The sequence below is a fragment of the Achromobacter sp. HNDS-1 genome (assembly GCF_040084795.1).
In the GTDB taxonomy this organism is placed as follows: Bacteria; Pseudomonadota; Gammaproteobacteria; order Burkholderiales; family Burkholderiaceae_B; genus Achromobacter; species Achromobacter ruhlandii.
This window is the reverse complement of the sequence record NZ_CP157584.1, coordinates 5,843,672-5,869,205: the sequence shown is the minus strand read 5'-3', so window position 1 is coordinate 5,869,205 and position 25,534 is coordinate 5,843,672. Positions and strand designations below refer to the sequence as shown.

Annotated in this window: 17 protein-coding genes; 7 read left to right on the top strand and 10 right to left on the bottom strand. The window is 68.5% G+C overall.

Annotated features, from left to right (window positions below):
* Positions 1 to 55: 55 nt before the first annotated feature.
* Complete coding sequence (locus ABFG95_RS27110) at positions 56 to 1,579, top strand: PLP-dependent aminotransferase family protein (RefSeq protein WP_348995121.1); 1,524 nt, start codon at positions 56 to 58, stop codon at positions 1,577 to 1,579.
* 266 nt (positions 1,580 to 1,845) lie between these two features.
* Positions 1,846 to 7,596, top strand: coding sequence for a S6 family peptidase (locus tag ABFG95_RS27105; protein ID WP_348995120.1), 5,751 nt, complete (start codon positions 1,846 to 1,848; stop codon positions 7,594 to 7,596).
* A 74-nt stretch (positions 7,597 to 7,670) separates the two neighbouring features.
* Here ABFG95_RS27105 and ABFG95_RS27100 read toward each other — a convergent pair whose 3' ends face one another.
* From ABFG95_RS27100 to xsc, 10 genes are all read right to left on the bottom strand, one after another.
* The gene (locus ABFG95_RS27100) at positions 7,671 to 9,101 is read right to left on the bottom strand and encodes an FAD-dependent oxidoreductase (RefSeq protein WP_238909243.1); all 1,431 of its coding nucleotides are present in this window, start codon (positions 9,099 to 9,101) and stop codon (positions 7,671 to 7,673) included.
* A 39-nt stretch (positions 9,102 to 9,140) separates the two neighbouring features.
* Positions 9,141 to 9,533: a nuclear transport factor 2 family protein gene (locus ABFG95_RS27095; protein ID WP_059270213.1), complete on the bottom strand. Its 393-nt coding sequence runs from the start codon at positions 9,531 to 9,533 to the stop codon at positions 9,141 to 9,143.
* Positions 9,534 to 9,675: 142 nt separating this feature from the next.
* Complete coding sequence (locus ABFG95_RS27090) at positions 9,676 to 10,662, bottom strand: CobW family GTP-binding protein (protein WP_348995119.1); 987 nt, start codon at positions 10,660 to 10,662, stop codon at positions 9,676 to 9,678.
* 1 nt (position 10,663) lies between these two features.
* Positions 10,664 to 12,340 (bottom strand): amidohydrolase, encoded by a 1,677-nt coding sequence (locus ABFG95_RS27085; protein ID WP_348995118.1) that lies wholly within the window; start codon positions 12,338 to 12,340, stop codon positions 10,664 to 10,666.
* Positions 12,333 to 13,964, bottom strand: a complete 1,632-nt coding sequence (locus ABFG95_RS27080; protein ID WP_343718937.1) for an ABC transporter ATP-binding protein — start codon at positions 13,962 to 13,964, stop codon at positions 12,333 to 12,335. The genes ABFG95_RS27085 and ABFG95_RS27080 overlap by 8 nt, the downstream gene beginning before the upstream one ends.
* Positions 13,964 to 14,866, bottom strand: coding sequence for an ABC transporter permease (locus ABFG95_RS27075; RefSeq protein ID WP_263900305.1), 903 nt, complete (start codon positions 14,864 to 14,866; stop codon positions 13,964 to 13,966). The genes ABFG95_RS27080 and ABFG95_RS27075 overlap by 1 nt, the downstream gene beginning before the upstream one ends.
* Entirely contained in the window at positions 14,863 to 15,831 is a 969-nt protein-coding gene (locus ABFG95_RS27070) for an ABC transporter permease (protein ID WP_348995117.1), read from the bottom strand. Before ABFG95_RS27070 ends, ABFG95_RS27075 begins: the two co-directional genes overlap by 4 nt.
* Positions 15,832 to 15,841: 10 nt before the next feature.
* On the bottom strand, positions 15,842 to 17,380 hold the full coding sequence (locus ABFG95_RS27065) for an ABC transporter substrate-binding protein (protein WP_348995116.1): 1,539 nt from the start codon (positions 17,378 to 17,380) through the stop codon (positions 15,842 to 15,844).
* A gap of 179 nt (positions 17,381 to 17,559) precedes the next feature.
* Positions 17,560 to 18,489, bottom strand: a complete 930-nt coding sequence (locus ABFG95_RS27060; protein WP_348995115.1) for a bifunctional enoyl-CoA hydratase/phosphate acetyltransferase — start codon at positions 18,487 to 18,489, stop codon at positions 17,560 to 17,562.
* 4 nt (positions 18,490 to 18,493) lie between these two features.
* On the bottom strand, positions 18,494 to 20,305 hold the full coding sequence (gene xsc / locus ABFG95_RS27055) for a sulfoacetaldehyde acetyltransferase (protein ID WP_238909237.1): 1,812 nt from the start codon (positions 20,303 to 20,305) through the stop codon (positions 18,494 to 18,496).
* Positions 20,306 to 20,465: 160 nt separating this feature from the next.
* On the opposite strand from xsc, the gene ABFG95_RS27050 reads away from it, so the two are divergent.
* The 5 genes from ABFG95_RS27050 to ABFG95_RS27030 all read left to right on the top strand — a co-directional run bounded on the left by ABFG95_RS27050 (position 20,466) and on the right by ABFG95_RS27030 (position 25,434).
* Positions 20,466 to 21,224 carry an IclR family transcriptional regulator gene (locus tag ABFG95_RS27050; RefSeq protein WP_241060850.1) on the top strand — a complete coding sequence of 253 codons (759 nt, stop codon included), beginning with the start codon at positions 20,466 to 20,468 and terminating at the stop codon, positions 21,222 to 21,224.
* A gap of 135 nt (positions 21,225 to 21,359) precedes the next feature.
* Positions 21,360 to 22,748, top strand: coding sequence for an ATP-dependent RNA helicase DbpA (gene dbpA / locus ABFG95_RS27045; protein ID WP_175146785.1), 1,389 nt, complete (start codon positions 21,360 to 21,362; stop codon positions 22,746 to 22,748).
* A 174-nt stretch (positions 22,749 to 22,922) separates the two neighbouring features.
* Complete coding sequence (locus ABFG95_RS27040) at positions 22,923 to 23,330, top strand: DoxX family protein (protein WP_049074147.1); 408 nt, start codon at positions 22,923 to 22,925, stop codon at positions 23,328 to 23,330.
* Between the two features lie 503 nt (positions 23,331 to 23,833).
* Entirely contained in the window at positions 23,834 to 23,992 is a 159-nt protein-coding gene (locus ABFG95_RS27035) for a hypothetical protein (protein ID WP_006385045.1), read from the top strand.
* A 32-nt stretch (positions 23,993 to 24,024) separates the two neighbouring features.
* Positions 24,025 to 25,434, top strand: a complete 1,410-nt coding sequence (locus ABFG95_RS27030) for an adenylate cyclase (protein ID WP_348995114.1) — start codon at positions 24,025 to 24,027, stop codon at positions 25,432 to 25,434.
* Positions 25,435 to 25,534: the final 100 nt, after the last annotated feature.

Genomic DNA, 25,534 nt, shown 5'->3' with positions numbered 1-25,534 from the left:
TGCTCCCGCCCGACGCCGCGGCGGTCAGGGCGCGCCGCCACTTCAAGGAGCCGCCATGTCCAGCCAGGCCTCGATGCTCAAGCCTGTGTTGTGGGAACGCCTGTTCGAACGGGAAAGCGCCCCCAACCTCAGCCTGCAAGGCCGCGTGCGGCAGATGCTGGTGTCGGCGATCCTCAGCGGCCACCTGCCGCCCGGCGCGCCGGTGCCATCCAGCCGCTATCTGGCCGACCAGTTGCGCATTGCCCGCAACACCGTGGTGTTCGCCTATCAGCAACTGGTCAGCGAAGGCTACCTCGAATCGCGCGAACGCAGCGGTCATTTCGTCCACGACGGCGTACTCGAGGGGCGCGCCGCGCCTCCCAGCATGGACGGCGGACCCGCCTCGTCGGTCGACCACGTTCGCTGGGACGAGCGGCTGCGCTTTCGTCCCAGCCGCCAGCGCAACATCGTCAAGCCGCGCGACTGGCAAAAGCAGCCCTACCCCTTCGTCTACGGCCAGTTCGACCAGGACCTGTTCCCCACCGCCGACTGGCGCGAATGCTGCATCAAGGCGCTGTCGGTGCTGGACATCCGCAGTTGGGCGCCCGACCTCATCACCCATGACGATCCCGCGCTGATCGAACAGATCCGCACCCAGGTGCTGCCGCGCCGCGGCATGTGGGCCGATGCCGAGGAGATCGTCATCACCGTCGGCGCCCAGCACGCGCTCTACCTGCTGGCCGACCTGCTGGTCAACGAGGACACCGTGGTCGGCATGGAGGACCCCGGCTACCCCGACGCGCGCAACATCTTCGCCAGCCATACCCGCCACCTGCTGCCGCTGCCGGTGGACGACCAGGGCCTGCGCACCGGCACCCACCTGTTGGGCTGCGACTACGTGTTCGTCACGCCCGGCCACCAGTGCCCAACCACCGTGACCCTGTCACCGACGCGACGTGAGGAACTGCTGACACTGGCGCGCCAGGCCGACAGCCTGATCATCGAAGACGACTTCGAAAGCGAAAGCCGCTGGGGCGACGGCGCCATCCCGGCGCTCAAGAGTCTGGACCGCGACGGCCGCGTGATCTATGTCGGCAGCCTGGCCAAGTCATTCGCGCCGGGACTGCGCATCGGCTACATCGTCGCGCCGCGCGAGCTCACCGCCGAACTGCGCGCGCTGCGCCGCCTGATGCTGCGCCACCCGTCCGCCTATATCCAGCGCGCGTTCTCGCTGTTCATCTCGCTGGGGCACCACCATTCGCTGCTGCGGCGCCAGTCGCAGGCGTACCAGAAACGCGGCGCGGAACTGGCCGATGCGCTGGCGCGCTGGCTGCCCGACTTCACCGCCGTGCCCATCACCGGCTCGTCATCGTGCTGGCTCAAGGGTCCCGAATGGCTGGATGCCACAGAGCTGGCGCAGGCGGCGCAGGCCGAGGGCGTGGTGGTGGAGCCGGGCCAGGTGTTCTTCATGGAAGCCGCCCGCGCGCCCCGCAACTTCCTGCGGGTCGGCTTCACCTCGATCCGCGCCGAGCATATCGGGCCGGGTATCGAGAAGCTGGCGCAGGTGGTGCGCCGCTTCCGTCTGCGGGCGGCGGCCTGATGCGGCGTTGAAATGGAAGCAGTCCGATTTATCGGCTGATTCAACGCGAGACTCCCCAAACTCAAGTTCAATCTGAACGAGCGGCCGGCGTACGCCGGCCGCTCCTTTTGCAGCGATGTCGAAAAAGCGGGGGCTTCCAAGCGCGCTTCGACCCGTCCCGCCGATCGAGATCGCGATGGCGCCCCGGCCACGGGCCGCGTCGACACCCGATCGCTCGAAAACCGCTATGGCAGCCCCTCGTTCCAATGGGTGCGCGCCCCACCACCATGAACAAGATCTACTCGCTCAAATACAATCATCGGCACCAACTGATCGCGGTATCCGAGTTATGCGGCGGACGCCAGCGCGGCTCGACAACCGGCCCCCCCCGGCCGACGGGAAAAAGAACGCCGCTCGGCAAGATAAAGGCCGCCCTGCCGCTGTTGTTCGCCGGCCTGTTACCGGGCATCGCCGGCGCCAGTTACGTAAGCATCGACATTCCCTACCAGACCTACCGGGATTTCGCCGAAAACAAGGGCGCGTTCCAGCCCGGCGCCCTGAGCGTTCCCATCCATGACAAGTCTGGCGCCCTGCGCGGCCGATTGAGCGGCGACATCCCGTTCATTGATTTTTCCAGCGTCAGCGACGACAACGGAATCGCAACGCTGATCGCGCCGCAATATGTCGCCGGCGTAGCGCACAACGGCAGACATGACAGCACCCGCTTTACCGGCGTGACCTACTCCCAGATCCGCAGAGACATACACCCGGATTACCACCGCGAGAGGGACTGGACCCAGGAGTGGGATTTCGATCTCAACCGCCTGGGCAAGCTGGTGACCGACGCGGCGCCGATCGCCATGTTTCCGGTATCGCGAACATCGACACCGCTGCTCTCCCTGGGCGACCCCGATCTCTGGACTGAGGAAGAAAAAAAGAAATTCCCCGTGTTCTATCGGGTCGGAATGGGCATCCAGTTCGTCGGCGACCATCCCGAAAATGGTCACAATCCCTTGACGGGCAAGCTCGCGCCCGGCCTGCACGAGATCGGCTACGCGTACAAATGGGCGACAGGCGGCATCGTCACCCCGATGTGGTCCAACGACACCTTTGTGATCGCGCGGGGAGACAATGGTCTGTTGCCCGCATTCGTGCAACACGGAGACAGCGGTTCGCCCCTGTTTGCCTGGGATGCCGAGCATAAGCAGTGGGTACTTGCGGGCGTGGCGGCAGAAATCGAATTGCCCGCCGGCGAGGCGGGCTATGTCTATTGGTCGCATCCGCCAATGGACTTTCTCAATAGCGTTTACGCCAGGGATAACGATCCGGAAGTCGCCTACGCGGATGGCAAGGGGCCGTTGCTTTGGTCATTCGATAGCGCCCGGGGCGCAGGCAGCCTGGCCCAGCAGGGCCGCCAGTTCCTGATGCATGGCTACAAGAAGACGCCAGGCCTGAGCTACGCGGACGGCAACAGCGCGCTCGACTTCGAAGGGCTCGACGCGGGCAAGAACCTGGCCTTCCGCACCGAAAGCGGCGCAGATCACGGCGAAATCACATTGCACGACCCCATCAACCAGGGAGCCGGCTCGCTGACCTTCCATGACAGCTATATCGTTTCCCCGGAGACGGATCAGACCTGGATGGGCGGCGGCATCGACGTGAAGGAAAACGCCACCGTGGTCTGGCGCGTCAACGGCGTGGCCGGCGACAACCTGCACAAGATCGGCCGCGGCACCCTGACCATTGCAGGCAAGGGCGTCAACCCGGGCGGCCTGAAAATCGGCGATGGCAAGGTGATTCTGTCGCAGCGGCCCGACGAGAGCGACAACGTTCAGGCGTTCGACGGCATCACCCTGTCCAGCGGTCGCGCGGAAGTCGTGCTTGGCGACGGCCGGCAGGTCGACCCCGACCATATCGCATGGGGAGCCCGGGGCGGCGTGCTGAACCTCAATGGCAACGACATCACGTTCAATCAACTGCACGCCAACGCAAAAGACCATGGCGCCACGATCACCAACACCGCGACGAAAACAGCGACCGCAACGATCAACCTCACGCCCGTGACTCCGCCCGAGGTAAGCGACTACATTCTGATGCCGGTCAGGGCGGGCACCGGAGAGCGGGGCGATCTCTACAAACAAGGGCTCAGCTACTTCGTCCTGAAGCAGAACAATTTCGGCGCCGTCCCGGTCTACGGCACCCAGGCCAGCGACGACTACTGGGAATACGCGGGGACCTCGAAAATACTCGCGCTGGCGAAGGCCAATGAGCGCAAGCGGGAATACTTCCCCGGACAGACGGAATTCCTCTTCCCGGGAACCCTGCAAGGCAATATCGACGTCAGCATCGCCAACCCGTCGAAAACGGTGTTCATCGCCGACGGCGGCATGGACCTCGGCGAAAACTCGTTCACGCAGCGGCAAGGCGAACTGGTCTTCCAGGGCCACCCGGTGATCCATGCGATCAACACCCCGGATGATGCGCGCAAGCTGCTCGATCTCGGGGATGACTCCGTCCGGACGCAATCCGTGTCGTTTGACCAGCCGGATTGGGAAACGCGCGAGTTCGCCGTCGGGAAACTGGCGCTGACAGACACCACCTTCCGCTTGTCACGCAACGCCACCCTGCTGGGCGACATTGACGCGCAACGCGCGCAGATCATCCTGGGCAGCCCGCAGTTGTACCTGAACAAGAACGATGGCGGCTCATTGGCCCAGGAACCGGTGAAAGGCACCGCCATCGCCAATACGGACGCCGACAAGAGCCGTTACCAGGGCAGGGTTTCCCTGAGCGAACATTCAACACTGGACATCCACGAGAAATTCGCGGGCGCCGTCGATGCCAGCGACAGCATCATCAATGTCTTCTCCGACCAGGCCGCGCTGACGGAATCCAGCCGCTTCACCGCCAGCGCTTTGACGCTGCACCCCGGCGCGCACCTGCGGGGGGCTGCCGGCTGGTATGGCGACGGCACCATCGCGGTGGCCAATGGCGCGGCGCTCACGCTGGCCGGCAGCGCCACGAGCCCGTCCTCGACCGAAATCCACACGGCTTATTACTTCACCCGCGGCATCAATCTGCTGGGCAGCGATGCCAGCGTGCACATGGCGCCCGGCAGCCATTCGTTCAGCGATGTCTCCAGCCTGACCGCCAGCGACATCACGCTGGGCGCCCCGGCCGCGGCCGGGGCGCCCCAAACCGTGTACGCCGGCGCGGTGACCGCCGCCGAGGCGAACCTGCAGGCGAACGACAATTCCCGCTGGATCATTACGGGCGACTCGACGCTGAAATCGCTACGCGCCAGCAATGCGATCCTGAACTTCGACGACAATGACCTGACGCGACGAGCCTTCGTGGCGCGGGCCAATCCCGGCTCGCCGCTGGCATCGAGCCGGCCGCTGGCGGCGACAACGAAGACATCCTCCTACACATTGACGGCCGGCACCGTTGCCGCGTCCGATAGCGTCTTTGCCTTTCGTGTCGACCCGTATAGCGGTGAGCATGACCAGTTGACGGTCGCCACTGAGTTGAACGGCAACGGCAACCGTTTGCGCGTGACTGACTTCGGCGTCCCTCCAGCCAGCGCCGCCGTGCAAGCCAGGGAAACCCTGTTGCTCAGCGCCCCGCGGTCCACGCGGGCCGATCTGTTCACGTTGGAGCAGGCTTTCGAAAAACCCGACCCCGCCGATGCGTCCGCGCGCGACAATCCATGGTTGGGCGGCCTCGCGGTGAGCCATGACGCGGACCAACGCCAATGGTGGCTCATCAGCATGCGCCAGGATGCCCCCTGGCGGTTGACGCAAGACCGGCAGTTCGATTCGCTGCAGTTGCCGACAGCGGGCCGCGTGGAACTGTCCCAGTCTGGGGCGGACTGGACGCCGCACACCCTGCAAACCGACACCATGAACGCCAGCGGCGTGCACTTCGCCCTGAACGCGCGACCTGAAGGCGGGGAAAGCGACAGTATCGTCATCACCACCCTGGCCCAGGGCGGCGACAACCACCTGGATCTCACGCTCCTGGTTCACGATCCCGCGCCGGCCAGCAGCAGCGGCGCCCTGCTGTTGGCGACCGCGCCCGTAACGACCGCGGACGGCTATTTCAAACCCGGTTCTGTGACGCAAGGGCTCACGATCTACGCGCCCAACCTCGAAATCGTCAGCACGGCCACGCAGAAAAACTGGCAATTGGCATACAAGAGGCCCCCGGAGGCGTTGCCGCCGGGCGAGACCGCGGCGCCCGGAGATACGCCGGCGCCGCCATCGCCAGATGATGCCGATTCCGGCGTCAAGCCCGCGCCGCCGCCCGATACCGGCTCCCCAGCCAAGCCGGACAGCGCCGCAGACCCGGGTTCCTCCGGCCCTGCCGACACGCCATCGGCCGACTCGGGCTCCACCGCCCCCACCGACACGCCGTCGGCCGACTCGGGCTCCACCGCCCCCACCGACACGCCATCGGCCGACTCGGGTTCCTCCGCCCCCACCGACACGCCGTCGGCCGACTCGGGCTCCACCGCCCCCACCGACACGCCATCGGCCGACTCGGGTTCCTCCGCCCCCACCGACACGCCATCGGCGGACTCGGGTTCCTCCGCCCCCACCGACACGCCATCGGCGGACTCGGGTTCCTCCGCCCCCACCGACACGCCATCGGCGGACTCGGGTTCCTCCGCCCCCACCGACACGCCATCGGCCGACTCGGGCTCCACCGCCCCCACCGACACGCCATCGGCCGACTCGGGCTCCACCGGCCCCACCGACACGCCATCGGCCGACTCGGGCTCCACCGCCCCCACCGACACGCCATCGGCCGACTCGGGCTCCACCGCCCCCACCGACGCGCCGTCGGCCGACTCGGGCTCCACCGCCCCCACCGACACGCCATCGGCGGACTCGGGCTCCACCGGCCCCGCCGAGGCCCACGCCGAAAAGGATCCGGCGCAGGATTCCGCGTCCGGCGCCACGCCGGACACCGGCGCCGCCGGGCACGGCTCGGGCGCCCTGTCGCCATTCACGCCATTTTCCTTGAGGCTGTCCGAGTTGGACGCCCTGCAATCGCGCGAAAGCATCATCGACCGCTTGCAGCAGTCCGGCATCACCGCGGACGACGACACCGTCAAGCAGATTACCGCGGTACGGCGGCAGATCCTCCGCACCGGCGTGCTGGCCAGCCTGCCGAGGGTCGCTTTCGTGCTTGAAACCAATCAGTTCAACAAACGGTTGGGAGATGTGCGCCAATTGAATGAACAGGCCGGACTGTGGTTCAAGACCAGCCACGGACAGGCCGACTATGAGCAACTCCACCTGAAACACACCACGCTGCAGCTGGGTCTTGACCGCAAGCTTGGCAAGCAGTTGTACGGCGTCATGGGAAGCTACACCCAAGGCTCCGGTCAGGGCGAAGGCAGCCTGTCGGAGAAACACACCACGGGCGGTATCGGCCTCTACTACGCCTGGATCAGCGAGGACGGCCCCTTCATCGACGTCGTCGCCAAATACTTGAGAACCAACCAGACCTATCATCTTCCGGCCAACCTGAACATTGACGGACAGGGTGCGCGATCCACGACCTTGCTGGCCAGCGTGCAGGCGGGATGGCGGAAAAACCTGTTCAATGACCGCGCCTTCATCGAACCCTCCATCGAAGTGGTCACCGGCCGCACCAGCGCCTACACGCTGCATGGCGATAAAAGCGGCGTCGATGTGCGGATCAATGCCAGCACGCCGATCTATGCCAAGATCGGCGCCGCTGCCGGGGTGATCCTGCAGTCGGATGACCAACATGCGCTGAGCCTGTCCGCCGGGCTGTTCCGGCTGCAGAACCTGCGGCGCGCGGGCAGCGTCGAGATCCTGAACAACAGCGTTGCGGGGGATCGGCTGAGCCAGCCGATCGCGGACGACAGCCGCTATCTGGTCAACCTGTCGCTCAATGCCAGACTGTCCGCCAACTGGCGTCTATACAGCCAGATCGAAAGCAGCTTCGCCGGCAAACTGAAACACGATTACAGCGGCCAGGTCGGTGTGCGCTATCAGTTCTGAGCGAAGCGGGCGCGCGCGGCTACCGTCACCGTCGGTAGCCGCGCGCGCGTCGACACGAACCGCCGCCGTCACCGCTACAGCACCTCGTCGCGCAGGTAATACCAGCGGTAGAGCAGCGCCTGGCCGATGCGGCGGAACGGCGCGAACAGATGGCCGGGCAACGGCGTGTTGTAAATCGGCAAACTCCAGTTCACCCCGTCCTGCCCCATCATGCGCTGCGCCAGGCGGCGGCCCGCATGCGCCGAGAACGCCACGCCATTGCCGCCGTAACCGAAGGCGTAGAACACCTGGCGCGCCGGATCGGGCTGCGTGATGCGCGGCATCATGTCATGGCTGACGTCGACCCAGCCCGTCCATGCGTAGTCCACGTCGATGCCCCGCAACGCCGGGAACTTGCGCGCCAGCCCGTCACGCAGCAGCGCCAGGTGGCGGGGGTGCTGCGCATCGGCGCCGCGCAGCGCGCTGCGGCTGCCGATCTGCATGCGGCCATCGGGCAACAGCCGATAGTAGAACCGCAAGGTGCGGGTGTCGGTGATGAACACCGTGCTCTTCAGGCCGGCCTGCGCTCGCTCGTCGGGCGTCAGCACCCGCGTCACCATCGAGTTGGACAGGATCGGCATGATGCGGTTGTCCAGCAGCCGGTTCACCCCCTGCGCGGTGTAGCCGCCGGTGGCGAACGCCACCCGCCTGGCCCGCACGGTGCCGCCCGGGGTCTGCAGGCGATAGCCGCCGCCCTCTTCGGTCCAGCCCAGCACCGGGCTGCCCGGATGCAGCCGCACTCCCAGCGCGCGAGCCTGCCGCATATAACCATAGGCCAGCTTCAACGGATGCACGCCGATGCCGTCGGGTTCGAGCAAGGCGCCCATCGCCTCGTGGTCATCGACGTAGCGCTCGCGCAGCTCGTCGCGGGTCAGCATGCGGGTGTCGTAACCGAACTGCTCGCGCATCACCCGCGCCTCGTTGCGCAGGAAATCCATCTTTTTCTCGCGGTGCGCAGTGTAGAGATGGCCGCCCGGCTGCGCATCGCAATCGATCTGCGCCACCAGGCTCTTCCAGTAGTCGAAACCCTCGTGGATCTCGGCGTCCAGGCGCCGGGCGGTCTCCAGCCCCCAGCGCTCGATCCATTGCGAGCGATACAGACGCCCCGAGGCGTTCTGGCCCTGCCCGCCGTTGCGGCTGGTGCAGCCCCACACGGCGCGGTTGGCCTCCAGCACCACCGCCCGCACGCCATAGTCGCGCGCCAGCGCCAACGCCGCCGACAGGCCGGTGAAGCCCGAGCCGACGATGACCACGTCGGCCTCGATGTCGCCCTGGATCGGCCCATCGTCCGCCGGCGGCGGTCCGGCCGTGGCGACCCAGTAGGTGGGCGCGTATTCCTGCCCGCGTCCGGGAGGCGACACCAGCGGGTCATAGGTCGGGTTGTAGGCGCTGGCGGCCGGGCTGGCGGCCGGCGCGCTGGTGGGATCGACGAACGTGCCGGCGGTATTCGACAGATCGGAGGACATAGCGGCATCCATGGGGCGGGGTCCGGTGGCGGCGTCGGCTCAAGCGCGGGCCGGCAGCGCCGGGCGTTGCTTGCGGAAAGCGTTCTTGACGCGGATCTTGCCGTCCTGGAAGGTGAACACATCGACCATGTCGGCTTCGACCCGCGAGCCGTCCGCGGCCGTGCCGGTGAAGGTGCTTTCCGACACGCCGCGCTCGCCCGCCACCCAGTGGCGGCCGTTGTTCCATTGCGCATCGGGAAAGTTCTTCCAGGCCGCCGCGAAGGCCGCGCGCACCGCCTCGCGGCCGCTGTGCCGGGCGCCCCAGCGCTCGGGCCCGCCCACCGTTTCGAAGACGCAGTCCTCGCTCATGAAGGACATCAGGGCGTCGATATCGTGGCGGTTCCACGCGGCCGCGAACTCGGCCAGCATGTCCACGGTGACGGTCTTTTGCATTGCCTACCCTCCTCGATCGCCGGACGCGACATGCGCCCAGGCTCTGGACCCAAGGTACGCGGGGGGTCGGGCAGGGTCTAGAACCAGACGCGGCAAATCGCTTGCACCAGCCGGCCGTCCGCGCGGACGATGGCGCCGCGACTCAAGCCGCCGCCGGCGCCAGCCGCGCCGCGACCTCTTCGCCCCGCGTCAGGCCGCGCATGCCGATGAAGACCAGCCCCGGCGACTGCACCTGGGCCGGACGCGCCGCGCGCGTGTCGAAACGCACCCGCCGCCCGGCCAGTTGCACCAGCACCCATCCGTGGCGTTCCGTGCGCACCCAGCCCTTGGCCCGCAACCAATGGCGCGGCAGTTGCCGCAGGGCGTCGGCCAGGCGGTCGGCGTGCAACAGGGCCGGCGCCGGCCACAGCCAGCTTTGGAAGGGATGCCGGGGATCGTCGCCCCGCGGCGCCCGCGCCGCGCCGGCGGCATCCATCGGCAAGCCCGCCGCCGGCCCGTGCGCCGCGTGGCCGCAATGTGGGCCGCAGGACGCATGGCTCTCGGGCGGGCCGCCGGCCAGCATCGCCAGTTCCACCCGCGCCTCCCGCGTCGCCACGATCGGCGCGCCGCCCGACTGCAGCCGCAGCCAGTCGCGCAGCGCCGGCAGGCCGGCCGCCGGCAGCAGGTCGGTTTTGTTCAGCACCAGCAGGTCGGCCGCGCGCAGCTGGCGTTGCGCGGTATCGGCCAGCAGGGGATCGGCCAGCGTGTCGCGGATGCCGCTGGCGTCCACCAGCACCACCACCGCCTCCAGTTGCAGCAGCGGATCCGACAGGCCCACCTGCGCGATGCGCCCGGGGTCGGACACGCCGCTGGCCTCGATCACGATCCATTCGGGCGCGGGGTCCAATGCCAGCACCCGCGCCAGCGCGTCGTCCAGGCCGCCGGCCATCGAGCAGCAGACGCAGCCGTTGGCCAGCCGGATCACCTTGTCCGCGCGCTGCGCCAAGAGGCCGGCGTCGATATCCACCGGCCCGAAATCGTTGACCAGCACCGCGGCGCGGCGGCGGCCGGCCGCCAGCACGTGGTTCAGCAAGGTGGTCTTGCCGGCGCCGAGGAAACCGCCCACCACCGTCAGCGGGATGCGCGCCATGTCAGGCTGCCTGGAGCGCCAGCGGCCGGCCGCCGATGACCGTGCCCAGCACCTCGATGTCCTTGAGCCGTGACCGCGGCACGTCCAGCGGATCGTCGCGCAGCACGCAGAAATCGGCGTGCTTGCCGACCTCGATCGAGCCGACCAGGTGGTCCATGTGCAGCGTGTAGGCCGCGCCCAGGGTGATGGCATGCAACGCCGCCTCGACGCTGATGCGCTCGGACTCGCCCAGTACCCGCCCCGAGGCGGTCTGGCGGTTGACGGCGCACCAGGCGGTGAACAGCGGCCCCAGCGGCGTGATCGGCGCGTCCGAATGAATCGCGAACGGCACCCCTGCCCGCGCGGCCGAGGCGCAGGCGTCCATGCGATTGGCGCGGTCCGGCCCCATGGTCAGGGCATGGTGGGCGTCGCCCCAATAGAAGATATGGTTGGCGAACAGGTTCACGCACATGCCCAGGCTGGCCATGCGGCGGAACTGGGCGGCATCGGCCATCTGGCAATGCTGCAGCGTATGGCGGTGATCGCGCCGCGGGCTGCGGCGCAAGGCGCGGTCGATGGCGTCGATCGCCAGCTCGGTGGCCTCGTCGCCATTGGTGTGGATGTGCAGCTGCGCGCCGGCCTCGTGATAGGCCTGCACCAGCCCGTCCAGTTCGCCCGGCGCGATCACCCAGATGCCGTTGGGCGCGCCGTTGTAATAGCCCGGCCAGCGCACCCTGGCGGTGAAGCCCTGGATGGAGCCGTCCACCACCAGCTTGACCATGCCCAGGCGCAGCTTGCCATGATTGAGCCGGCCCGCCTCGCGCAGCTTCGCCAGGCAGGCGGCCGGGTCGCCGGCGTAGGTCAGCGCCGACGCCGCCGGCACGATACGCACCGGGTAGTCGGGCTCGGCCGTGACCCGCGCCAGCGTCGCCAGGCCCTCATCGCCCAGTTCGTTGACGAGATCCGTGGCGGTGGTGACGCCAGCCCACTGCGCCACCTTGCCGAACATGCGCAGGCCGTTTTCCGACAGGCCCACGGTGCGGAACGGATTGCCGATCAGCCGCATCACCGGGAACATGGCGGCGAATTCGCACAGCTCGCCGCTGGGCTGGCCGTCGGCGAAGCGGCTGATGCCTTCGATATCCGTATCGCGGTCGATGCCGGCGCGGGCCAGCATCGGCGTGTTCACATTCATGAGATGCATGCTGGCATGCATCACTACCACGGGCCGCTCGGCCGACACCGCGTCCAGGTCGCGCACGCTCATGCGCTGTCCACCGAAGAAAATGGGATCGAAGCCCCAGCCGATCAGTGTCTGTTCCGGCGCGAGGCCGGCGGCGAATTCCCGCAGACGCGCGGCCACCGCCGCGAAGCTTTTCAGGCCTGGCCACACGCGGCCGTCGGGCCCACGGCGGTCGTAGTAGCCGACGTAGGCGAACTGCCACATGCCCCCTTCCGGCAGATGGCAGTGCCCCTCCACCAGCCCCGGCATCAAGACGTGGTCGGCGTAGCGCTCGTCCAGCTCGGCCGGTCCCCAGCCGGCCAGGTCTTCGCGGCTGCCCACGCCCAGGATGCGGCCGTCGCGCACCGCCACGTGCGTGGCACGCGGCTGGGCCGGGTTCATCGTCAGGATGGCGCGGGCGGCGAAAATGGTGGTGCGGGCGGCTTGGGCCGGTCCCGGATGCGGGGCGTCATGCATGCTGCTTGCTCCTGTTCGTGATGTCCGCCAGCGCCTGAAGGTCGGGCTTGTTCCAGGCCTTGCCCGGCACCGAATCGATCAGGCGGCGCGTGTATTCGTGTCGCGGGTGATAGAAAATCGTGGCGGCGCGGTCCAGCTCCACCAGTTGCCCGTGTCGCATCACGGCAATGCGGTCGCAGATCTGCGCCGCGACGCGCAGGTCGTGCGTGATGAACAGCACCGACAGATCGAACTGGCCGCTGATGGTCTTGAGCAGGTCCAGCACCTGCGCCTGGATCGACACATCCAGCGCCGAGACCGCCTCGTCGGCCACCAGCAGCCGCGGCTTGAGCGCCAGCGCGCGGGCGATGCCGACCCGCTGGCGCTGGCCGCCCGAGAACTGGTGCGGATAGCGCTCGCCCGCGTCGCCGCCCAGCCCCACCAGGGCCAGCAGTTCGCGCGCCTCGCGCAGCGCGGTCTGGCGGCTTTCGCCGAAACCGATCGGCCCCTGCGCAACCGAATCGACCACGCGCTGGCGCGGGTTGAGCGAAGCGTAAGGGTCCTGGAACACCATCTGGATCTGACGCCGGTAGGGCCGGAAATCCCTTGGCGTCATGCCGACCAGTTCGCGGCCGTCCAGGCGCACACTGCCGCTGTCTGGCGCCACCAGGCCGATCAGCGCGCTGCCCAGCGTGGACTTGCCCGAGCCCGATTCGCCCACCAGTCCCAGGGTCTCGCCCTGGCGGATCTCCAGCGAAATATCCCGCAATGCCTCGACCCGGCGGCCGCCGGTGACGTAGGTCTTGCACAGCTTGGCCACCGTCATCAGCGGCGGCGTGGCGGCGGCCTCCTCCTTGCCCTCGGGCTTGTGCGGCACCGCCGCGATCAATTGACGGGTGTAGGGATGCTGCGGCCGGTTCAGGATCTCGGCGGCCGCGCCCGCCTCCACCACCGCCCCGTGGCGCATCACCACGATGCGGTCGGCAATGTCGGCCACCACGCCAAAATCGTGGGTAATGAAAATGACGCCGATCCCCATGCGCCGCTGGATGTCCTTGATAAGCGCCAGGATCTGCGCCTGCGTGGTCACGTCCAGCGCGGTGGTGGGCTCATCGGCGATCAACACGTCCGGCTCCAGCGCCAGCGCCATCGCGATCACCACGCGCTGGCGCTGACCGCCGGACAGCTGGAACGGAAAGGCCGCGTACATGGCGCGGGGATCGGGCAGCAGCACCTGACCGAACAGCTCCAGCACCCGCTGCCTGCGCGCGTCGGCGTCCATGTCCGTGTGCCAGGCCAGCACCTCCTCCACCTGCCGGCCCACGCGCATGACGGGATTGAGCGCCGTCATGGGCTCCTGGAACACCATGCCGAACCTGCGGCCGCGCAGCCCCTGCCATTCGGCCGCCGACAGGCCCACCAGGTCACGCCCGTCGTACAGGATACGGCCCTGGGTCACGCGCAACTGATCCGGCGGCAGCAGCCCCATGATGGCCTGCGCGGTGACCGACTTGCCCGATCCCGACTCCCCCACCACGCACAGGATTTCGTTGCGGTTGACGGTGTAGGACACGCCGCGCACCACCGCCGGGCCGCCGTGGGCGGCGGACACGCCGAGATCGCGGACTTCAAGCAAGGCGCTCATCAGCTTCTCCGTTTGCTGGCCAGCTTGGGATTGAGGGCATCGTTCAGGCCGTCGCCGATCAGGCTGACCGCGAGAACCGTCAGGAAGATGGCCGCGCCCGGCAACGTCACCGCCCACCAGGCGGTCAGGATGTAGGGCCGGTTGCTGCCGATCATCAGGCCCCAGCTCATCACGTTGGGATCGCCCAGCCCCAGGAACGACAGGCCCGCCTCGAACAGGATGGCGGTGCCGATGGCCAGCGTGGCCGAGACGATCAGCGGCGCCAGCGCGTTGGGCAGGATCACCCGCCAGATGATGCGCGCGTTGCTGGAACCGATCACTCTTTCGGCCAGCACGTATTCGCGCCGCTTCAGGCTCAGGAATTCTCCGCGCGCCAGGCGCGCGGTGGCGGTCCAGCTGACCACGCCGATGGCCACGGCGATGGTGACGAGCGACGGCGAGAACAGCGTCACCAGCACCATGGCGAACAACAGCGCCGGCAGCACCTGGAAGAACTCGGTGATGCGCATCAGCGTTTCATCGACCCAGCCGCCGTAGTAGCCGGCCAGCGCGCCCACGGTGATGCCGATGGCCATCGACAGCACCGCCGCCACCACGCCGACCAGCAAGGTGGCGCGGCCGCCATGGATGATGCCGGTCAGCACGTCCCGGCCCATATAGTCCGAGCCCAGCAGCAGCTCGCCGCCGGGCGGCTCCATCGGCGCGCTGGCGATCTCGAAGGGATCGGCCGGCATCACCAGGGGGCCGATCAGCACCACCGCCAGGATGGCGGCCAGCAACAGCAAGCCGATCAGCGCGCCCGGATTGCGGGCGAACGCGCGCAGCGCTTCGTACGATGGCCGCGCCGCACGGGCGGCCGCCGGCGCGGGCGCGCCGGACAAGGCGGGAGGAACGTGGCTCATGAGGTCTTTATCCTGGGATCGATCAGCCGGTAGGCCAGGTCGGTAAGCTGGTTCATCACCACCACCAGCAGGGACGCGAACAGCAGGATGCCGAGCAGGGTCGGATAGTCGCGCCGCAGCACGGAATCGAACGCCAGCCGGCCCAGCCCCGGCCAGTTGAAGACCGTTTCCACCAGGATGGCGCCGGCCAGCACGTTGCCGAATTGCAGGCCGAGCATGGTCACCACCGGCAGCACGCCGTTGCGCAGCGCGTGCCGGTACAGCACGGTGCGCTCGGGCAGGCCCTTGGCGCGGGCGGTGCGGATGTAGTCGGCCGCCAACGCGTCCATGACGCTGGCGCGCGCCAGCCGGCTGTACTGCGCCAGGTACACGAACGCCAGCGTGAAGGCCGGCAGCACCAGGTGGTGCAGCACGTCCAGCGCGCCGGCCCAGCCGCCCTCGGGCCCGCCCGCCGAGCGCATGTCCGACACCGGGAACCACGGCAGCAGCGACGCGAACAGGATGATCAGGATGATGCCGGTCCAGAACACCGGCGCGGAATAGCCCACCATCGACAGCAGCGTGATGCCCTGCGACAGCGGCCCGTTGGGCTTGCGCGCCGCCAGCGCCCCCAGCGCGGTGCCCGCCAGGAAGGCGCTGGACACCGACGTCAGCACCAGCAGCAGCGTGGCCGGCACCCGCTCCCAGATCAGTTGCGCCACCGGCAGGTTGAAGAAGTAGGAATAGCCCAGGTCGCCGCGCGCCACCTGCGACAGATACAGCCCCAGTTGAACCAGGAACGGCCGGTCCAGCCCGTACTGGGTGCGCAGCTGGGCCCGCAGTTCCTCGCTGATGCCGCCCATGGAGCCGGCGATGGTCTCGACCGGATCGCCCGGCGAGATGTGGATCAACAGGAAGTTCAGCGTCACCACCGCCAGCAGCAGCACCACGGCGTAGCCGATGCGACGCGCGAGATAGCGCAACATGGCCGCTCTCCTATTGCAGCCAGGTGTCGTCCAGCGGCGACAGCAGGCCCCAGATGCCATCGGGCAGGCCATGCACCTTCCTGGAGGACAGCGTGTGGTACGGAATGATGGTCAGGAAATCGATCGGCAGGTCCTCGGTCACGATCTGCTGGAACTGCGCATACAGCGCGCGGCGCCGGGCATCGTCGGTTTCGGTGCCGGCCTGCGCCAGCAGTTCGTCGACCTTGGGATTCCTGTAGGACTGCGTGTTGGTCCAGATGATGTCGCGGATATTGCTCGACAGATAGGTGCGGTGCACGCCGATCACCGGATCGCCCCAATTGAACACGATGTCGGTGGTCATGTCGAAGTCATGGCTGGCGATGCGCTTGGCCCAGGTCGGAAAATCGGGCGAGGCGCGCACCTGCACCGCGATGCCGATCTTCTTCAGCTGGCTGCGCAGGTATTCGGCGACGTTCTTGCCCTGCACGTCGCTGCCCGGCATGTAGTCGACCGTCAGCGCCATGCGCTCGCCCTTGCCGTCCTTCTTGAAGCCGGCTTCATCCAGCAGCTGCTCGGCCTTCTTCAGGTCCAGCGGATACTTTTTCAGGTCCTGGGTCGCGTAGGGACTGGAGGCCACGATCGGCCCGTCCGCCGGCTTGGCGAAGCCGGCGTTCAGCGCCTTGGTGATGAACCCCTTGTCGGTGGCGTAGGCGATGGCCTGCCGCACGCGCACGTCGTCCAGCGGCTTGCGCGCGGTATTGAACGCCAGCCAGCCAAGCGCGCCGATGCCCTCGTAGCCACGATCGGTCATGACGATCTGCGGGTTGTCCTTGGCGCGGCGCAGGATGGTCGGCTCGGTCATGTACGGCAGCACGCCGATGTCGCCGCGCTCCAGCCCGATCAGCAGGTTGGTGGCGTCGGGATTGATCTTCACCACCACCCGGTCCAGGTAGGGCTTGCCCTTTTCGAAGAACTTGTCGAAGCGCTCCAGCACGATCTCCTGGCCCGGCTTGAAGTCCTTGAGCGTGAACGGGCCCGAGCCGACCACGTTGGCGGAATTGCGCGGATGGTTCTTCAGGTCCTGGCCGTCGCCATAGATGTGCTTGGGCAGCACCGGCATCAGCGCCGGCGACAGCGCCAGCAGGATCGCCGGGTGCGGCTTGCTCATGCGCAGCACGGCGGTGTAGGGATCGGGCGTGTCGACGCGTTCGACGGGCGCCAGCATGCTTTGGAACGGATGATTCTGCTTGACCGCCATCACCGAGAACGCCACGTCCTCGGACGTGACCGGCTGGCCGTCGTGAAACAGCGCGTCGTGGCGCAGGTGCAGGGTCAGCGATTTGGCGTCGGGCGCCAGCTCCCACGATTGCGCCAGGTAGGGCTGCGGCTTCCAGTTGGCGTCGTAGCGCAGCGGGCTGGCGAACAGCTGGGCGCTGGGCAGCGCCGTGGCAATGCCCGATTGCACCGCGCCATTCAGGTGCCGCGGCACCTGGGTCGAGCCGATCACCAGCGTGCCGCCCGGCTTGGGCGCATCGGCGGCCCGCGCAGCCGGCGCACCGGCCGCCATTGCCCATGCTGTCAGTATTGCGGCAAAGCCGCGTGTCGCGCTGCGCATCATCCACCCCTTGGCATTGTTGGCATGAGCCATTCACACGATGGCTATGACGCTAGCCTAGTCAACCCGGGGGCCCCCGCTTAGTACCAAACCGCCGGACTTGATGGTGCCAGGCCGGCGCGCGCCCCGCTTCAACGCGCGCCGGCCGCCAGGGCCCGCGCATACAGCGCCGCCACCGCGCAGCTGTCGACCCGCGCCTGCACCGCGTCCGAACGGCTGGTCAGCAGCACCGGCACGCGCGTGCCCAGCACCAGCCCGGCGGTGGCCGCGCCGGCCAGCCAGGTCAGCTCCTTGTAGAGCATGTTGCCGGCCTCGATGTCGGGCACCAGCAGGATGTCCGCGTCGCCCGCCACCGGCGAGACGATGCCCTTCTGCTCGGCCGCCTGGCGCGAGATGGCGTTGTCGAATGCCAGCGGACCGTCGATCTGGCCGCCGCGGATCTGCTGGCGGTCGGCCATCTTCGACAGGGCCGCCGCATCCAGCGTGGCCGGCATCGCCGGGTTGACCGATTCGGTGGCGCACAGCACCGCCACCTTGGGCCGCGCCACGCCCAGCGCGCGCGCCAGGTCGATGGCGTTCTGCGCGATGTCGGCCTTCTCCTGCAGGGTCGGGGCGATGTTGACGGCGGCGTCCGTCAGGATGAACAGCTTGGGATACGCGGCCACCGCCATCACGAAGGCATGGCTGATGCGCCGGCCGGTGCGCAGGCCCGATTCGCGCGCCACCACCGCCGACATGAAATGGTCGGTGTGCAGGCTGCCCTTCATCAGCATGCCGACGGCGCCGTCGCGCGCCAGGCCGGCGGCGGCGCGCGCGGCCAGCGCCTCGTCATCGGGCGTGTCGACGATCTCCAGCGAGCCGGCGCGCAGGCCCAGCTCGGCCATCAAGCCGGCCAACCGGGCCGCCGGCCCGACCAGCAGCGGCTCGATGTAGCCGGCCTCGCGCGCCTGCACCGCCGCCCCCAGGCTGGACGCGCACAGTGGATAGGCCACCGCCGTGCGCACCCGCCCGGCCGACAGCGCCGCGGCCCGCAGCGGCTCGAACAAGCGGTCGCTGGCCATGGCGTCAGCCGCGCACCGGGTCGATCGGCAGCGGCACCTCGCCCGGCTGGAACGGCTGGTTGACGTAGCGCTTGTACTTGTCCAGCAGGCGCAGCGGCTGCTTGAGCGCATCGCGGCGGAACGGATCGCCCAGCTCCTGGCTCACCATCATCTCCAGCACCGTGGTCTTGCCCTCGGACTGCGCCTTGCACGCGGCCTGCAGCGCCGCGCCGACCTGGTCGGCATGCTCGACCCGGATGCCCTCGGCGCCCATGGCCCGCGCCAGTTCCGCGAAGTTGGGATTCTGCAGGTTGCTGCCGACGAAGCGGCGGCCGTAGAAGTCCACCTGGTTCTTCTTTTCCGCGCCCCACTGGCCGTTGTGGAACACCACCGCCGTGACCGGGATGCGCTCGCGCACGCAGGTCAGCAATTCCTGGAAGCTCATGCACCAGGCGCCATCGCCAACGTAGGCCACCGCCGGCCGGTCCGGGCGCCCAAGCTTGGCGCCGATCAGCGCGGGCAGCGCGTAGCCGCAGTTGCCGAAGCTCATGGCCGCCAGCATCGAATCCGGCTCGTCGAAGCGCAGGTAGCTGTTGGACACCGAGCAGATGTTGCCGATGTCGGTGGACACCATCACGTGCCTGGGCATGGCGCGCTCCAGCTCGCGCAGCATGCGGCGCGGATGCATGCGGCCGCCGCCGTGCTCGATGATGTCCAGGCTCCAGTCGTCGCGCTCGTGCGACCAGCCGTCCAGTTCCTTTTCCCAGGCGCTTTTCTGCGCCGCGATCTCTTCGCCGCGCGCCGCCTTGGTGGCCACGCAGGCGACCTCGCGATCGCGCAATTTCGCGGCCAGCGCCGCCGCCGCCGGCTTGGCGTCGCCGCAGATGCCCACCGACACCGGCCGCACCAGGCCCAGCATGCGGTGGTCGGCGTCGACCTGGATGATGCGCGCGTTCTGCGGCCAGTAGTCCAGCCCGTGCTGCGGCAAGGTGCCGAAGGGTCCCAGGCGCGTGCCCAGCGCCAGCACCACGTCGGCCTGCGACAGCAGCTTCATGCCGGCCTTGGAGCCCTGGTAGCCCAGCGGCCCGCACCACAGCGGATGGCTGGCCGGGAAGGCGTCGTTGTGCAGGTAGCTGGTGACCACCGGCGCGCCCAACAGCTCGGCCAGCGCCACGCATTCGGCCTGGCCGGCCGAGAACAGCACGCCGCCGCCGGCGACGATCACCGGGAATCTGGCGCTGGCCAAAAGACGCGCGGCCGCTTCCAGGTCTTCTTCGGACCCCGGGCCGCGGCGGATGCGGCGCGGCTCCGGAATGGCCACGTCGATCTCGCCATAGAAATAATCGCGCGGGATGTTCAGCTGGGTCGGGCCGCGCTCGGCCAGCGCGTTGTCGAAGGCCTTGGCGGTGAATTCGGCCATGCGGTCGGGGCGGTTGACGTGCGCCTGGTACTTGGTGATGCGCGAGAAGATCGGCAGCTGCTCGGTTTCCTGGAAGCCGCCCAGGCCCATGCCGGAAGTGCCGGTCTCGGGCGTGATCGCCACCACCGGGCTGTGAGCCCAGTAGGCCGCGGCCACGCCGGTGACGAAGTTGGTGATGCCCGGGCCGTTCTGCGCGATGCAGACGCCGTGGCGGCCGGTGACGCGCGAATAGCCGTCGGCCATGTGGGCGGCGCCCTGCTCGTGCACCGTCGGCACGAAGCGGATGCCGGCGGCCGGGAACAGGTCCAGCGCGTCCATGAAGGCCGAACCGACGATGCCGAATACGTCCTTGACGCCCTGCGCCACCAGCGTCTCGACGAACGCTTCGCTGGGGGTCATGTGTTGTTTGCTGCTCATGGTCTCTCTCCTGGCGGACCGGCGCGGCTTGGATTGCATATTGGCCGGGGTGAACCGATACTGCAGCAGAACTCCCGCATTTCCCACCCTGCGGCGTTCCATTTTCTGCAGAATCCGCACCAACCTGGCGGCCTTTCGCCAAATCTTCAAATATTGAAAGATGAAAGACGAATCCTCCGCGGCGCTGCGCGCGCTGACCCTGCTGGAACAGGTCGCCGGTTCCGAGGCGCCGGTATCGCTGGCGGCGCTGACCGAGGCCACCGGCCTGCCCAAGCCGTCAGTGCTGCGCATCCTGTCGCGGCTGGTGGACGCCGGCATGCTGCTGCGCGAGCCGGCCGGCAAGCGCTACATCACCGGCCCGCGGCTGGCGCTGCTGGCGCGCGACACCCTGCTCAATTCGCCCCTGCGGGCCGAGCGCCACCGCATCCTCGACAGCCTGGTCGACGAGATCGGCGAAACCTGCAACTGCACCATGCTGGACGGCGACGAGGTCATCTATCTGGACCGGGTCGAGACCGCCTGGCCGCTGCGCGTCAACCTGCAGCCCGGCTCGCGCGTGCCGCTGCATTGCAGCGCCAGCGGCAAGCTGTTCCTGGCGCACATGCGGCGCGAGGCGCGCGCGCGGCTGCTGGCGGCGGCGCCGCTGCCGCGCTACACGCCCAACACGCTGTGCGACGCGGCGGCGCTGGAACGCGAGCTACTGGCGATCCGCAAGGAAGGCGCCAGTTTCGACCGCGAGGAATTCCTGCTCGGCATTGTCTGCATGGCGGTGCCGATCATGCGCGGGCGCCGCGCCATCGCCGCGGTGGCGCTGCACGCGCCGATGGCGCGGCTGTCGATCGACGGCGCGCGCGCCTGGCTGCCGCGCATGCAGGAAGCGGCGCGAGCGCTGGCGGGCACCTACGAACCGTCGGCCTGATTGCGCCACGCGCCCCCGAATTGGCGCGCGCCCGGCGGCCGGGGCGCGCGCCAGTCCCCGCGCCCCGGGGAACCCGCAGGCCTTACACTGTCGGCCGAATCCGTATTTATCGCAGTTCCTGCGAGAGCCCCTGCCGTGACCCAGACGCCCTTTACTTCCCTGCCCCTTTTGCCCGCCCTGCTCGATAACCTGCAAAGCCTGGGGTTCGAGCAGATGACGCCGATCCAGGCGCAAAGCCTGCCGCTGATCCTGGAAGGCCGCGACCTGATCGCGCAGGCCAAGACCGGCAGCGGCAAGACCGCGGCCTTTGGCCTGGGCGTGCTGCAAAAGCTCGATCCCACCCGCCTGACGCCGCAGGCGCTGCTGCTCTGTCCGACCCGCGAGCTGGCCGACCAGGTGGCGCAGGAACTGCGCCGGCTGGCGCGCCAGATCGCCAACGTCAAGATCCTGACGCTGTGCGGCGGCGCCGCGGCCCGCCCGCAAGCCGAATCGCTGGCGCGCGGCACCCACATCGTGGTGGGCACGCCCGGCCGCATCCAGGACCACCTGGAACGCGGCAGCCTGGACCTGTCCGGCCTGACCACGCTGGTGCTGGACGAGGCCGACCGCATGGTCGACATGGGCTTCTACGACGATATCGTGGCGATCGCCTCGCATTGCCCCGCCAAGCGCCAGACCCTGCTGTTCTCGGCCACCTACCCCGACAACATCCGCAAGCTGAGCGCGCGCTTCCTGCGCAACCCGGCCGAGGTCAAGGTCGAGGCCCAGCACGACGCCAGCCGCATCGAACAGATCTTCTACGAGATCGACCCCGACGAGCGCCTGGACGCCGTGGCCAGGCTGCTGGCACATTTCCGCCCGGTCTCGACGCTGGCCTTCTGCAACACCAAGATCCGCAGCCACGATCTGGTCGAACGCTTGCAGGCCGACGGCATCAGCGCCCTGGCGCTGAACGGCGACCTGGAACAGCGCGAGCGCGACGAGATCCTGATCCAGTTCGCCAACCAGAGCTGCGCCGTGCTGGTGGCCACCGACGTGGCCGCGCGCGGCCTGGACATCCAGAACCTGGGCGCGGTCATCAACGTCGACGTCACCAAGGACACCGAGGTCCACGTGCACCGCATCGGCCGCAGCGGCCGCGGCGAGCAGAAGGGCCTGGCCCTGAGCCTGTGCTCGCCCGACGAAATGCGCTGGGCCAACCTGATCGAGCAATACCAGGGCGCGCCGCTGACCTGGGGCGACCTGAAATCGCTGCGCCCCAAGGCCGACCGGCCGCTTCGCGCGCCCATGGTGACCCTGTGCATCCAGGGCGGCAAGAAGGACAAGCTGCGCCCCGGTGACCTGCTGGGCGCCCTGACCGGCGACGGCGGCCTGGCCTTCGAGCAGGTCGGCAAGATCAACATCACCGAGTTCAACGCCTACGTGGCGCTGGACCGCAAGATCGCCAAGCAGGCCTTCTCGCGCCTGTCCAACAGCAATATCAAGGGCCGACGCTTCCGCATGCGTTACCTCGAGGAACTGTAAGCATTCGTCAGCGCCGGCCCGCCGGCGCGCGGCAAGACGCTTGCTGGTCACATTCCGGATTTGTAATAATGGCCCACCCCGCGCCGGCCGGCGCGGGAGCGGGAACCAAAGGCTCGGCGTGCGCTCAAACCGGCGCATCGCATCCCCCTTAACCACCATAAAGAGAAATCCACCATGATCAAATCCGACGACACCGGCAAGCTGATCCTGCGCCTGACCCTCGGCATTCTGATTCTGCTCCATGGCCTGTTCAAGATCACCGGCGGCGGCGTCGGCGGCATCGCCGGCATGCTGTCCTCGCACGGCCTGCCCGGCTTCCTGGCGTATGGCGTGTACATCGGCGAAATCATCGCGCCGGTGCTGCTGATCATCGGCGTCTACACCCGCCTGGGCGGCCTGATCATCGCCATCAACATGGTGGTCGCGATCCTGCTGGCCCATACCGGCCAGATCGGCAGCCTGACCAACAACGGCGGCTGGGCGCTGGAACTGCAAGGCATGTTCCTGTTCACGGCCCTGGCCATCGCCTTCATGGGCGCCGGCCGCTTCAGCCTGGCCGGCAACGGCGGCCGCTGGAACTGATCCCGCCGGGAGCTCCTGTACCCCTGCACCCAGGCCGCCGCGAGGCGGCCTTTTCTTTTTCCTCGCCGAGCCGCCTCAAGAGGAAAGCGCCCCCCTTGGGGGGCAGCAAGCCGAAGGCGCGGCGTGGGGGCCCTTTCCTCGCCGAGCCGCCTCAAGAGGAAAGCGCCCCCCTTGGGGGGGCAGCAAGCCGAAGGCGCGGCGTGGGGGGCCCTTTCCTCGCCGAGCCGCCTCAAGAGGAAAGCGCCCCCTTGGGGGGCAGCAAGCCGAAGGCGCGGCGTGGGGGGCCCTTTTTCCTCGCCGAGCCGCCTCAAGAGGAAAGCGGCCCTTCTGACCCGAACAATTGCTACGAACGACATCAACGGTCACGCCGGCGCAAACATCCGTCACCTGAAAGCTGTTTCGGAACCATTACAGGCCTCGAACTCGGCCCCCTGGCCATGGCCTAATCCCTACGAGCCAGGAAACGGCGCGATACGCGCCAGGCGCTCGGCAGGAGATTGACCATGAAGAAGACGATATTGCTGATGCTGGCGATGGCCAGCGCCCTGACCGGCTGTGTGGTGGTGCCGGCGCGCCCGGCTTATTACCGGCCGGCGCCCGCTTATTACTACTACCCCGCGCCGCACTATTACTATCACGGTGGCTACTACCACGGCTATTGATCCGCGCGCCCCCGCCGCGCAAAGGAAACGCCATGAACGCCCTCGCTTCGGTTCCCCGCCTGCGCCCCCTGGCCGCCGCTGCATTGATGACGGTCTGCGCCGGCGCCCTGGCGCAGACGTACGCGCCGCCGCCAGCCCCGGCCGCGCCCGCCTATGACAATGGCGATCCGGCCAACGCCAACCTGGCGCCGGTCGACCGCAGCCCGCAACCGCCGCCGCCCCTGCCCGTCTACACCCAGCCGCCCGCGCCCGGCGACGGCTACATGTGGGTGCCTGGATACTGGAGCCTGAACCGCTACGGCTTCTTCTGGGTCCCGGGCGCCTGGGTGCTGGCGCCTTATACCGGCGCGTTGTGGACCCCCGGCTACTGGGGCTTCGTCGACGGCGTCTATCTGTGGCACGCCGGCTACTGGGGGCCGCACATCGGCTTCTATGGCGGCATCAACTATGGCTTCGGCTACATCGGCATCGGCTACGTCGGCGGTTACTGGGATCACGACCGCTTCTTCTACAACCGCGCCGTGACCAACGTGAACGTCACCCGCGTCACCAACGTCTACAACCACACGGTAGTGGTCAACAACATCGACAACCGCCGCATCAGCTACAACGGCGGTCCCGCCGGTATCCAGCGCCGGGCCGATCCGCGCGAAGTCGCCGCGCGCAACGAACCGCATCATCCACCCACCGACGTGCAACGCGCCTTCGTGCGCGACGCCGGCGGCAACCGCGCCCAGTTCTTCGACCACAACCAGGGCCGTCCGCCGCAGGCGTTCGTGGACCATGCGCCGGGCCGCGGCGGCCCGGCCGCGGGGATGCGCCCCGGCGCGGGCCCTGGCAACGGGCCGGGAAATGGACCAGGCAACGGACCAGGCAATGGGCCAGGAAACGGACCGGGAAGCGGCGCGCAGAATCGACCGGGCAATGGCCCGGACCGTGGACCGGGCACCGCAGCGCCCGGCGGCCCGCGCCCGGATTTCAACCGTGGCGGTGCGGGCGGCCCGCCGGCGGCACAGACGCCGGGGCAGCAGGCCCGGCCGCCGCAAGCACAGACGCCCGGCCAGCCGCAAGCGCGGCAGCCGCAAAACGCGCCACAGGCCCAACCGCCGAGTCCATTGCAATCGCGGCCGCCACAGGCCCAGCCGCCCAGTCAAGCCCAATCGCGACCGCCGCAAGCCCAGCCGCAGAATCAGCCGCAAGCTCGACCGCCGCAAGCCCAGCCCCAGGCGCGGCCGCAGCAAGGGCCGCGCCCCGGCCCGGCCCCGGACAACCTGGCGCCCCGCGCGCCGCGCGAGTCGCACGCGGCCCCCGCCAACCGTCCCGAGGCCCGGCCGCAGGGCAATCCGCAGCACGGCGGCGGGCGGCCATCCGGCGGCCAGGAACCGCAACGCGGCGGTGGCGGCGAGCGCGGCGCGCCGCATGAACGGGGCGGCCGCGACTGACCTCGCAGCGCGGCCGCGTTGTCCACCGGGCTGGATTCCTGCGGACGACGCGGCTACAGTGGTCAGGCCCGGCCCCGTCGATGTCCACGCGGCCCACGGC